The 12,442-nt window shown below is 42.9% G+C and carries 11 protein-coding genes, 1 tRNA gene and 1 pseudogene; 6 read left to right on the forward strand and 7 right to left on the reverse strand.

The features are described 5' to 3' along the window. Positions 1–37: 37 nt before the first annotated feature. Positions 38–844, reverse strand: coding sequence for an oxidoreductase (locus tag KPL72_RS05225; RefSeq protein ID WP_219702085.1), 807 nt, complete (start codon positions 842–844; stop codon positions 38–40). Positions 845–924: 80 nt separating this feature from the next. After that, positions 925–1,632 (reverse strand): SDR family oxidoreductase, encoded by a 708-nt coding sequence (locus tag KPL72_RS05230; RefSeq protein ID WP_219702086.1) that lies wholly within the window; start codon positions 1,630–1,632, stop codon positions 925–927. Between the two features lie 240 nt (positions 1,633–1,872). Between KPL72_RS05230 and KPL72_RS05235 the strand changes: the two genes are divergently transcribed. Both KPL72_RS05235 and KPL72_RS05240 read left to right on the forward strand, forming a co-directional pair. Then, on the forward strand, positions 1,873–2,454 hold the full coding sequence (locus KPL72_RS05235) for a TetR/AcrR family transcriptional regulator (protein ID WP_219702087.1): 582 nt from the start codon (positions 1,873–1,875) through the stop codon (positions 2,452–2,454). 83 nt (positions 2,455–2,537) lie between these two features. After that, positions 2,538–3,938, forward strand: a complete 1,401-nt coding sequence (locus KPL72_RS05240) for a DHA2 family efflux MFS transporter permease subunit (protein ID WP_219702088.1) — start codon at positions 2,538–2,540, stop codon at positions 3,936–3,938. Between the two features lie 111 nt (positions 3,939–4,049). Here the strand turns inward: KPL72_RS05240 and KPL72_RS05245 are convergent, their stop codons facing one another. From KPL72_RS05245 to KPL72_RS05260, 4 genes are all read right to left on the reverse strand, one after another. Further along, on the reverse strand, positions 4,050–7,121 hold the full coding sequence (locus KPL72_RS05245) for an efflux RND transporter permease subunit (protein ID WP_219702089.1): 3,072 nt from the start codon (positions 7,119–7,121) through the stop codon (positions 4,050–4,052). Next, a complete protein-coding gene (locus tag KPL72_RS05250) occupies positions 7,114–8,250 on the reverse strand; it encodes an efflux RND transporter periplasmic adaptor subunit (protein WP_219702090.1) in 1,137 nt (378 codons plus the stop codon). Before KPL72_RS05250 ends, KPL72_RS05245 begins: the two co-directional genes overlap by 8 nt. Positions 8,251–8,338: 88 nt before the next feature. Then, positions 8,339–8,941, reverse strand: coding sequence for a TetR/AcrR family transcriptional regulator (locus KPL72_RS05255; protein WP_212915948.1), 603 nt, complete (start codon positions 8,939–8,941; stop codon positions 8,339–8,341). 238 nt (positions 8,942–9,179) lie between these two features. After that, positions 9,180–10,091 carry a pirin family protein gene (locus tag KPL72_RS05260; protein ID WP_219702091.1) on the reverse strand — a complete coding sequence of 304 codons (912 nt, stop codon included), beginning with the start codon at positions 10,089–10,091 and terminating at the stop codon, positions 9,180–9,182. Between the two features lie 235 nt (positions 10,092–10,326). Here KPL72_RS05260 and KPL72_RS05265 point away from each other — a divergent pair, with 235 nt between their 5' ends. The 4 genes and pseudogenes from KPL72_RS05265 to KPL72_RS05280 form a co-directional block, all read left to right on the forward strand. Further along, the gene (locus KPL72_RS05265; RefSeq protein ID WP_219702092.1) at positions 10,327–10,734 is read left to right on the forward strand and encodes a ketosteroid isomerase-related protein; all 408 of its coding nucleotides are present in this window, start codon (positions 10,327–10,329) and stop codon (positions 10,732–10,734) included. Positions 10,735–10,769: 35 nt separating this feature from the next. Beyond that, on the forward strand, positions 10,770–11,360 hold the full coding sequence (locus KPL72_RS05270; protein ID WP_219702093.1) for a GNAT family N-acetyltransferase: 591 nt from the start codon (positions 10,770–10,772) through the stop codon (positions 11,358–11,360). A gap of 15 nt (positions 11,361–11,375) precedes the next feature. Then, positions 11,376–11,534 (forward strand): hypothetical protein, encoded by a 159-nt coding sequence (locus KPL72_RS05275; protein WP_212915952.1) that lies wholly within the window; start codon positions 11,376–11,378, stop codon positions 11,532–11,534. Next, positions 11,516–11,948: pseudogene (locus KPL72_RS05280) on the forward strand (transposase); the annotation flags it as partial. The gene KPL72_RS05275 and the pseudogene KPL72_RS05280, both read left to right, overlap by 19 nt. Before the next feature lie 373 nt (positions 11,949–12,321). Here KPL72_RS05280 and KPL72_RS05285 read toward each other — a convergent pair. After that, positions 12,322–12,398, reverse strand: a tRNA-Val gene (locus KPL72_RS05285). Positions 12,399–12,442 lie beyond the last annotated feature (44 nt).

Below are 12,442 nucleotides of genomic sequence, written 5' to 3' on the forward strand. Positions count from 1 at the left end.
TAGATGAAAAAAACATCAAAGTATTTAAACGAATGAATCAACCTAACCCAAATGCCTTGCGCAAACTTTTATCAACAGGGCCTGCCGGCATAAAGCGACGTAATTTTCTTAATAAAGACGCTTCACCTGCGGGTGTATGACGCATTTTCCATTTACCAAGAGCCGCTTCAATGACTGTGCTTGCGACGCCATCAGGTTCTGGAGCATTTTTTACGTTTTTTGCAACGGCTGCCGAAGAAAGGTTTAGCTCGTGCTCGTAAGCTGAAATTTTATCGGCGGTGCTAGGTGCACTTATATCAAGATTTGTTCTAGTGAAAGAGGGCTCAACTAAAGAGACACGAATGCCAAACTGACGCACTTCATGATCTAGAGTTTCTGACAACCCTTCTACAGCATGTTTAGAAGCAGAGTAAACACTCATATAAGGCGCGGGAAGAAAACCAAGAACCGAACTTATATTGACAATTCGTCCACTCCGCTTAGACCGCATATGCGGAAGTACCGCTCGTGCCGTACGAAGAATACCTAAAACATTCGAATCAAAAAGTGAAGCGGCTTCAGCTGGAGAGGTTTCTTCAACCGCACCAATAATAGTTGTACCTGCGTTGTTTACAAGAACATCAATACGCCCTGCACGATCAATAACCCATTGAATAGCTTGTTGAACAGAAGCTTCATCACGAACATCCATTTCGACTAATTCAACACCAGATAATGGTTTCGCATTTGCAAGATTACGTACTGAACCGAATACACGACAACCGCGCTGAGCAAATTTTTCAGCTGTAGCGCGCCCTATTCCTGATGAAACACCAGTAACTAAAACAACTTGCGACTTAGACATAAAGTGTCCTCTAATAATAGTAATAACAAACAATTTAAAAAGTGTCTGAGCATCTTTGCTCTGTAATCATTTATTTACTGTTAGGATTTGATTGCATGCAGGTAAATATCAGGGTACGTCGAAAGCGCTTGATGGACCTGTTTCGCGGCTTCATCCGCTAATACCTGATTCTCGCCAGCTTCAAGGGCGTTGTAAGTATTTGCAACAACCGTTTCAGGGGAAACCTTGTCAACATCAAAGCCTTTGGTTAAATCCGTTTCAATAAAACCAACATGAAGAGTAAGCACCTGAGTTTTTTGCTCAACTAACTCATGACGCATAGCATTAGAAACAGACCATACAGCCGCTTTAGTAACAGAGTATGCAGCTAAAATAGGAAGATTTATCCAACTCGCTACCGATGCGACGTTGATAATTCCCCCACCGTTGTTGGCAGCAAGAACCGGTGCGAATGCGGTAGCCAACTTCATTGGTGCATATACGTTAGTTTCCATCTGACGACGCAAAGAAGCTTCTACGTCATCACCTAAAATACCACCTGTCTCGGCAATACCAGCATTGTTAATAAGTAAAGTCACATCACCACACTCTTTCACAACTCTAGCAATATCTTCTGGACTGTTTACATCCAGTTTTACAGGAATAACCCCCTCAAGAGTCACCGTTTCTGGGTTTCGCGCTGCCGCATAGACTTTTTTTGCACCACGCTTCAGGGCCTCTTGAGCAAATACAAGACCAAGCCCTCTGTTTGAGCCAGTAATCAAAACAACCGCATTTTCAATATTCATGTTTAACACCTTTATCTTAGTTTTAGTTAAAAAATATTACGATTATCATATTTTATAACTCCAACATTGTCTATCGCAAAAAACTAAGCTTTTTATCAATAATCCGTTAAAAGACTCTAACCAATTGAGATTACTGAATAAATTAAAATAACCAATCCGTGTCACGACTCAAGGTTAGACATGATGTGGCGTTTTAAACATTTATCAATTATGATAATCGACATAAAACTAGGGGAAACTATGAAGAAAACTAAGCCAAATCATAAGAAAGAAGCCACACACGAACGCATCGTCTTAGCGGCTTCAAAAGCGATACGGCGAAATGGATACGACGGCGTCAGTGTTGCAGACATAATGAAAGAAGCAGGTCTGACCCATGGCGGGTTCTATGCGCATTTTCCTTCAAGAGAAGCCATGCTAGTAGAGGCTGCTAGCAAAGCAGGGACGGATGTTCTGGCTGTTTTAGCGGATAGCGTTTCATCGGTACCACCGCAAGAATCGCTAACCAAACTTTTAGAAACCTATTTGTCACCCTCTCACATTAATTCCTGTGAGACAGGTTGCGTTATTGGCGCACTTGGCTCAGAAACAAGCCGCCAATCAGATGATATTCGCCATGTAATAACACAGCGCGTAAAAGAAATGGTTGACCTAGTAGCACGTCAAACTGACGATTGGGGAAAACCAGAAGCCCATGAGCGAGCATTATCGATAGTGGCAACCATGATTGGAACACTCACTATCGCCAGAGCCGTGGATGACCCAAAATTAGCTGATGCTATCGTAAAAGCATCACTAAAAAGCTTACTTGAAAACAAATAAAGCATGCATAAATGCTTTATTTTATAAAAAATATGATACATATCATATTGACTAGCTATACAACATAACGAGATCCAAACACAATGAATACCACTCTCCCCCCATCGCCTTGGCGAGTATTTTCGGTTGCAAGTGTTGCTATTTTCTTAGTATCTATTGACACAACGCTCTTATTTGCCGCCTTTAATACATTAAGGGTAGAGTTTTCAGAAAGCACGGCTTCTGATATGTCATGGGTACTCAATGCTTATACAATTGTGTACGCAGCACTACTTGTTCCAGCCGGACGATTTGTTGATGTGTTTGGGCGCAAACGTATTTTTATGCTCGGCCTATCTTTGTTTTTACTGGCTTCGTTACTGTGTGGGTTAGCGCCAAATGTAGAAAGTCTTATTGCCACAAGGGTCTTACAGGCCATTGGTGCCGCCCTTATTACCCCTTCCTCTCTGGCTCTTGTATTGGGGGCTTTCCCTGTAGAAAAACGCGCCGTTGGCGTTAGCCTTTGGGGAGCCGTCGGTGCCCTTGCAGCAGCATTAGGGCCAAGCATTGGCGCAAGTGTTGTGGATATTCTGGGGTGGTCTTGGGCCTTCTTTATTAACCTACCACTTGGGACTATCGCCTTATGGCTGGGGCGAGACACATTAACTGAATGGCGTAATTCTGAAACTAGGGTGCCATTTGATGCAATTGGTGTACTTTTATTGATTCTAGGGATTGGCTCGGTGGCTTATGGTATTGTGCAATCAGAACATGCGCATTGGTTAAGCCTCGCGGTACTCGCACCCGTTATTTCTGGTGCTTTCATTTTATCTATTTTTTATATGTGGTCCCGCCGTATCGCTCATCCAGCGTTAGATCTTTCTTTATTTGCAGACCCTAGCTACCGATTTGTTAATCTCGCCACCGTCACCTTCGGTACCGCATTCAGCATGATGTTTTTCAGTTACTTTTTGTTTCTCATTGAAATCTGGAAGTATTCTCTACCACAAGCAGGAATAGCCGTTACTCCTGGCCCTCTATTGGTGGTTCCTGTGGCGATTATCACAGGAAGAATTGCCGCTCGTATTGGGCATAGATTAATACTGTGTGTTGGAAGTATGTTATATGCCGCTGGCGGACTATGGTTTTATCTGAAAGTGGGAGCCACTCCTAATTATTTAGGGGCTTGGCTACCTGGATTGATTTTCACCGGCCTTGCCATTGGCATGATATTGCCATCGCTAAGCGCCGCAGCGGTGGCGAAACTACCAGCCAATCGATTTGGAATAGGTAGCGCGGTGAATCAAGCCGTCCGTCAAATCAGTTCTGTATTAGGTGTTTCCATTACTGTTGTTGTAGTGGGTAGCATCGCCCCTCAACTAATTGACTTTAAACACCTCTACTTAACTCACATTGTCTTGTCATTAGTCACCGGCTTGCTGTGTTTAGGAATTGACACTCGCCCTAAAAAAGCCATCATGCAGGTTGATAGCACAGCGAGTTAATAGTTATAGAAAATAATTCTTCATATGAATAAAAAAGGCCCATTACCTTCTTGCCGACACTTCAAATATAGAAGAAATGACAAGACGGTAATGGGCGTTAAGGAAGGTAGATTACTCTACATGCGCCACTGACTTAACAGGTTTTACCTTAAACCAAATCGCATACATGGCAGGAAGGAAGACCAAAGTCAAAACCGTTCCAGCCAATGTTCCACCTATCAGGGTATAAGCTAACGTCCCCCAAAAGACTGAGTGAGTTAATGGAATAAAGGCTAGAATTGCCGCCAAAGCGGTTAATAATACGGGTCTAGCCCTCTGTACCGTCGCCTCAATAACGGCATTAAAATTATCCAGCCCATCTTCCAAGTTTTGCTCAATTTGACCAATCAATATTAATGTATTTCGCATCAATATACCGGACAGTGCGATAAGACCAACCAAAGCATTGATACCAAATGGCTGTTGGAAGGCCAACAAAGTAGGCACAACACCAATCAATCCAAGTGGGCTAGTTGCAAACACCATGATCATTGATGGAATCGAGCGGACTTGAAACATGATAATCAACAAAGTAAGTGCAATCATTATTGGGAATAAAGGAAGTAGCGCTTTAGTTGCTTTCCCTGATTCTTCAATATTTCCCGCCATCACTATTTTATAACCTGGTGGCAACGTAGCTATAATTGGCTCTAGCTGCTTGTAAATATGCGATGATACATCTGGTGGTTGAAGGTCATTCTGTATATCACCTTGTACAGTCATGGTTGGAACACGATCACGTCTTCGTTGGATAGGTTCTTCCTCACGTATCTCAACAGAGCCCACTTGCGATAACGGAATTGGACTACCGGATGCATTAATCAGAGTAAAATCCTGAATCTTGCTAGGATCTAAGCGAATATCACCGGCGGCACGAGCCATCACTTGTACAGTACGAATATCTTCTCGTATTTCGGTGATCGGAATACCCGACAATAGGAATTGTAATTGTTGAGACACACTACTCGTTGTTAATCCTAATGCCTGCAATCGATCTTGCTCAAGCTTGAAATGCATGGTCGGAATTCTCGTTCCCCAGTCCGTATTAACTGTTCGCATCATTGGACTGTCATTCATGACATCTTTTACCTGAGAAGAAATAGAACGCAACACATCTATATCTGGACCACTAACTCGGAAAGCTACAGGGAAAGGAGAATATGGCCCGAAAACCAATTGCGATACCCTAACTCTAGCCTCGGGAGCCAAACCATTCGCAACCACTTCTCGTAACCTATTTTTCAAGGCTTCTCGCTCATCCTGATTGCTAGTCAATACAACAATCTTAGCAAAGGAAGGATCTGGCAATTCAGGAGACATAGCCAAGTAAAAACGCGGTGCACCTTGACCAATATATGATGTTACGACTTTTGCTTCTGGTTGTTTAAGTAACCACTCTTCAACTAGTTTCGTAGATCCACTGGTCTGCTTAATTGAAGAACCATAAGGCATCTGAACTTCAACCAAGACTTCAGGGCGATCAGATGTTGGGAAGAATTGTTTTTTCACTACCCCCATACCAGCTACCGCCGTACCAAAAAGTAGAACAACGACAACAGCTACCAACCACTTTTTACTGATTACAGAGGTTAGAACTTGGCGGAATCGATTATAGTTTTTCGTATCATAGATAGCCGCATGACCACCTTCAACTTTAGCGATATTAGGCAATAACTTTACACCTAGATAAGGCGTAAAAATCACAGCAACAAGCCAAGATACAATAAGAGAAATACCCACGATCCAAAACATATTACTGGTGTATTCACCAGCTGTTGAACGGGCAAATCCATTTGGCATAAAGCCAACGGCCGTAACTAATGTTCCCGATAGCATAGGCGCTGCAGTGTGACTCCATGCATAAGCAGAAGCCTGTGCACGACTATAGCCCTCTTCCATTTTTACCACCATCATTTCGATGGCAATTATGGCATCATCCACCAGCAAACCAAGGGCCAATATGAGGGAGCCAAGCGTAATTCGATCAAAGTTTTTATCCGTTGCCGCCATGACGACAAACACAAACGCCAATGTAAGAGGTACAGCAGCGGCAACCACAATACCGACTCGCCAGCCCATACTAACAAAACAAACTAGCATCACGACCAACAGAGCGACGAAAAACTTGATCATAAACTCATCAATCGAAGCGCTAATATTTACCGATTGATCTGTCACATTTGACAGCGTCATACCAAGAGGCAACTCACCATTAATCGCTTTCACTTCTTCCTGAAGCGCTTCCCCTAGATCCAATCCATTCCATCCGTCTCGCATTATAATGCCAAGTAAAAGCGAGGGCTCGCCATTGTTACGAACGAAGAAAGTCGCGGGGTCTTCATAACCTCGAGTAACACTCGCAACATCAGATAATTTGAGCGTTCGACCTTGGGCGACTATTGGGGTATTTCGGATCTTATCTAGAGTATCGAGCGCTCCATCTAATCTAATAAAAACTTGCGGCCCTTTGGTATCAATAGAACCAGCTGGCGTTAACAAGTTTTGATTATTAAGAGAAGAAAAAATATCTTGTGCGGACACACCTAAAGTCGCCAACCTATCATGTGAGAACGACACAAAAATTCGTTCTGCCTGCTCTCCAATGATGTTTACCTTTTTGACACCCTCAATATGCAACAAACGCTGACGTAACTCTTCCGCATCACGGACTAATTTACGATGCGGCTCTCCTTGTGCTTTCAAGGCATAAAGAGCAAAGGTAACATCTGCATATTCATCATTCACAAAGGGCCCAATAACACCTGATGGCAAATTACTGGTTTCATCACCTACTTTTTTACGAGCCTGATAAAACTGCTCCTGAACATCTGCGGGCGGCGTACTATCCTTCAACTGAACAGTGGTAAAAGCAAGACCTGGACGAGTAAAAGTACTGGTATAATCATACCAACGCAGCTCTTGCATGCGTTTTTCTATTTTATCAGCAACCTGCTCCTCCATTTCCTGAGCGGTAGCGCCTGGCCACATACTCACAATGGTCATTGTTTTGACGGTAAAAGGAGGATCTTCAGCGCGACCAAGACCTAGAAAAGCAATCACCCCAGCAATGGAGATTAGAAGAATCAAAAAGAAAGTAACGGACTGCTCTCGTACCGCTAAAGCTGAAAGGTTAAACTTACTCATTAACGTTACCATCCTTTACTGAAGACAGTTGCCCATTACTAATTCTTACCGTCTCATTGTCACTTAAAAGGTGAGCCCCAAGAGCAACAACCTGATCTGTAGATTTAATATTAGCGGATATATTTACCGTCTCAGCACTAATACGTTGCACATCAACAGATCGCCATGCAACTTGAGGAGATTGCTGAGTATTTTCAATAACCCAAATGCCTGTGTCTTTACCATTATCGTACAGGGCTCCAATCGGTAAATTAAAGCTAGTGTCATTAAGCTGATGAGTGTTAGGTAGCTCAACTTTCACAGTGACGCCAAGTGGTGCGTTAGCTAACGCACCACTCAACACATAACGTGCTTCAAATGTTCGAGTAATACTATCGGCCACATCGGAAAGCTGTCGCAATGTCGCAGAAACAAATGCTTGCTCACCATTTGGGTTATAAAGAGTTGCTCTACCTGTTGACCCTAATTCTGGTCTTAACGTTTCAGGAAGGTAGATTATCGCTTCTCTTTGACCTGCATGTGCTATACGAACCACCGCTTGCCCTGGAGCGACAACTTGACCTGGTTCAGCAAAAGTGTCCATTACCACGCCATCTGAGTCTGCTATGAGCGTACTGTATTTAGAAGCGTTAAGAGCGACATCTGCTTGTGACTGAGCTGCGCTTAATTCTGCCTTAGCGACATCTGAAGCAGCTTTATAGCTTGCGTAAACAGACGCAGAAATCAATCCTTTCTTAAGTATTTCTCGGTAGCGCTTTTCATCGCTCTGAGCCTGTTGTGCTCGTGCTTTTGCAGCTGCAACGGCTTCTTTTTGAGCTTTTGCTTGCAGAGTTAAATCAATAGGATCCACTCGCATGAGAGGCTGACCTTTCACCACAGTTTGGCCTGCGCTAACGAATCGCTCCAAGACCTTGCCTTGTACTCGAAAACCAGCATCACTCTGCACTCGTGCCGCAACGATACCGGTAAAAGTACGCGTCTCTTGTTCTACTTTTTGAGGATAGGTAACACGGACTAAGGGTGCCTGCAATCTCGGATCCGGTACAGATTCTTCATTACAGGCAGTCAACATAAGGGAAGTGGCAAGCACTACAGTAAACGGGGCAAGCCTACGTGGAAACGAGAACATACATAATAGCCTCTTCGAATAGATGAAGAAGCCATTATTATACTGGTGACCAACTTAGTCAATGGTCACCATGAAGGTATTTTTTAGATTAGCTTAAGAATTTAAGAATAACCTTAGATATCTGAGACACATCACTTTCAGCTTTATCCATATTGTATTGAAGCAACTGCGGATCGTAGTAAGGTCGTAAAATAAGAAAAATCACTTCGGTACTGTCTTCTATTTCTACCTGTTTACTAAACTCTCCTGACTCTATACCTGTGTTAATAATAGAAGTTATAAAAGCCAACATATTCGCCTTATAATCAATCGCAGACTGCCAATTCTCAGCCGCTGCAAAGGCCGCGATATCATAAAGCTTTTGTTCCTGGAAAAAGAGGCGAAGGCTTGATCTTGCAATAGCAGCTAATGCGCCTTCAAGTGTTTCTGTTGCACTCAAATTTAAAGCAACAACCTTTTCAACTTCAATTTCAATGTTGCGCAAGCAACTGCTACAAATAACTTCGGCAATGGCTTGTTTCGATTTGAAAAATTTATAGACATAAGCTTTAGATATACCAATGCTCTTTGCAATGTCTGACACACTGGTTTTTTCATAGCCATAAAGGCGAAAATGCTGGTCAGCGGCAAGAATAATCTGGTCTTTAACACTGTTTTCAGCAGACACTTTAGGCTGAGGTATATGATCCATAGTTTTTCACCAAACGTTCTCTTAAGTAAAAATAAATAGCATTAAAACACCATGTAGAGATACAAATAAGGGTAAGCTTGCCTTATCTTAATTTCCAAATGATGCTATCAAATGAAGCATGATGGTAGCGGAAGATAAATTATCTTTCGAGTTACAGCAACAAAACATCTTATTTAAGCCATTATAGATCTGAAGCAGTATCATGATTTGACTTCGATAGCATGGTTAAACATGAGCTTTATGGCAACGGGATAAACTCATCTTCATCACCAATGACTTTTGGAAACGCCCCAGCTTGCCAGTCTCGTTTTGCCTGCTCAACACGCTCTTTACGACTGGAGATAAAATTCCATTCAATAAAGCGCTTACCAATTTTTTCCCCACCAATTAAAGCGATTCTCGAATCCGCTGTAGCGTCAATAACTACATCATCAGCAGCTGATAGGATAACCATGGCAAATTCAGGTATTAGCGTATCTTTAATTTTCAGGCTGCCTTTCGCTACATAAATAGCGCGCTCTTCAGCATTCGGTAAGGTTAAACGTTGCCCGTCTTGCATGTGAGCTTCAACATACAAGGTTTCGGCATAGGTCTTTACGGGTGAGGTTACGCCATAAGCCGTGCCCATTAGGACTCTAAGAGAAACATTATCGACCAATACGGCAGGAATACTGGCCGAAGGATAATGATAAAAAGCAGGCTCAATTTCTTCGTCTTCTTCAGGTAAGGCCAACCACAACTGCAAGCCATGTAAAGTATGCGGGACATTTTTCACCTCAGGACGCTCTCGCTCTGAGTGAGTAATGCCCTTACCTGCCACCATGAGATTAATATCGCCCGGTGTAATCGTGGCGACACTACCAATAGAATCTCGATGTAAAATCTCACCTTCAAATAGGTAGGTCACAGTGGCCAAATTGATGTGTGGATGTGGACGAACATTAACACCTGAACCCGCTGGAAAATGTGCTGGCCCCATATGATCAAAGAAAATCCACGGACCAACGGTTTTACGTTGCGCTGTTGGCAACGTCCGCCGCACAGTGAACTCACCAAGGTCTTTTTCCCGAGGCTTGATAATAATATCAATCGCCTCGCATCCTTTATCTGTATCGCATTCTAATTCAAGATTCACTACATCTATGCTCATACTGCCCACCTGCTCCAGTCATTTTTCCAATAAGACATTACTCTAAGCCATCAGTTTTATCACCTCAACATAACCTTTAATCAGAAAATTAAAGATTCAGCAGCTCCATACTAGCAATAACCTACACAGACGACAGGCAATTGCTTGTTTTTGCCAACCCAATAAAAAAACCTTTCTTGACGCTCCGTAAATAATTAACATTCAGCCTTTGTTTTTTTGTTTAGGAACCTTTGCCATGAGCCAGACAACTGTTGAACTACTGCAAACCTATTACAATGCTTTCAATGCTCAAGACATGGACACCTTTTTGTCTTTGCTAACTGACGATGTCATTCACGATATCAACCAAGGCGACCGTGAAATAGGCAAAGATACCTTTGCAGCCTTCATGGAGCGCATGAACACAAACTACAAAGAAACCATTGTCGACATCGTTATCATGTCCAATCCTGCTGGCGATCGTGCAGCGGTTGAGTTCACTGTGTTAGGCGAATACATCGCCACCGACGAAGGCTTACCAGAAGCCAATAACCAAACCTACCAACTGCCAGCTGGCGCCTTCTTCGACATTCGCGATGGTAAAGTCGCACGCGTCACCAACTACTACAACCTAGAAGATTGGATCGCCCAAGTATCGGCTTAAGCCAGCTTACTGACGCGATACAAAACGAGTAGATTATGCTGACATTCCAACGTTTATCTGGCTTCGCCTTAAATCAATACATTGATGAACTGGCTCAGCTGCGCATGCGTGTGTTCCGCGACTTTCCCTATCTTTATGATGGCGATACAAACTACGAAGCGCGCTACCTTAAAACTTACATTGAAGCGCCAAACAGTGTGATCGTATTGGCTTTTGATAGAGATAAAATTGTTGGAGCTTCAACGGGTTTGCCACTACATTATGAGACCGATGAAGTAACACAGCCCTTTATCAAAGCTGGTTACAACCTTGATGAAATTTTCTACTGTGGCGAATCGGTACTCTTACCTAAGTATCGCGGCCGAGGCGCGGGAGTGGCCTTCTTCGATCATCGCGAAGAGCATGCCAAAAGCATTGAAGGAATAAAACGCTCATGTTTTTGCGCTGTACAACGTCCAGATAATCACCCAGCTAGTCCTGCCAACTACCAACCACTGGATCAATTCTGGCGTAACCGTGGTTATGAAAAGCGCCCAGAGCTCGCGACTCATTTCAGTTGGAAAGAAATTGGCGAACAAGAAGAATCCCTTAAACCCATGACCTTTTGGATGAAGCCCTTGGTATGAGAAAGATGGCAGAATATGAGCGTATTTAAACTGGCGACGGCACAATATGACATTGGCTTTTTCACCCAATGGGAAGAATTTGTCGACAAACTAGAAAGCTGGGTCGCCAATGCCGCCCAACAAGAGGCTAAGCTACTGGTATTCCCTGGATATAGCGGCCTCATATTGGCGTAAACGCTAGAACTAGCCTCACGCACAGCTTAAAGTTAACGTACATGACATCACAGAGACAGAAAATCTGCTTCATGGTGAAGAGACTTTTATATCAGCGGATTCAGGTTATCGAGGCGCGCCAAAACGAGCAGAACTTAAAGACATCAAAGCCGATTTGCTCATTGCGGAAATGCCAAGCAAAGTACGTCTTCTCAAGCTGCACCCGAGAATAAACAAGCTACCGATCCGAACGGAATATATTAAAGCCAGCATTCGAGCAAAAGTAGAGCACCTATTCCGGATCATAAAGCGTCAGTTTGGTTTTAGGAAAGTGATCTATCGAGGCTTAAGAAGAATAACAACAAACTGGCGATGCTATTTACTTTAGCCAATGTGTTTAGGATCGATCAGATGATACGAGCGGCAAGGAGGTAGTCCGTTAAAAACCCACTAGATAAGGCCAGATTAGCTCATTTAGTGACGAAAAGCATAAAAAAAACACTAGAATGAGTGACATCTCGTGCTTTTTCGCTCGAATGAAAAAAGTACTTTTCTGCGACAAATACATCCCTAATAAAAACAACTATTTACAGACGGTAAAAACTACTACAGTTTTTTACTAGGTACATCACCAGAAAAATAGGGTAAAGGTCACCATTTTTAAGTGACTTTGGATAAAAATGGGCTAAAGCTGAGACAAAAATGGACCAATTCAGATACAAAAAAGCCGAACACTGGGTTCGGCTTTCGTAACTTACACTCACTAAATTAAGAAAAGTAGTAAGTATAATTTTACTGTAAAAAATAGTGGTAGGACTAAGCAGATTCGAACTGCTGACCTCTACCATGTCAAGGTAGCGCTCTAACCAACTGAGCTATAGTCCTAAAAAGTGTTGGCTATTATACGCAGAGGTTTGCTTTTGACAAGC

The sequence above is a fragment of the Marinomonas lutimaris genome (assembly GCF_019426345.1).
Classification (GTDB): Bacteria; Pseudomonadota; Gammaproteobacteria; order Pseudomonadales; family Marinomonadaceae; genus Marinomonas; species Marinomonas lutimaris.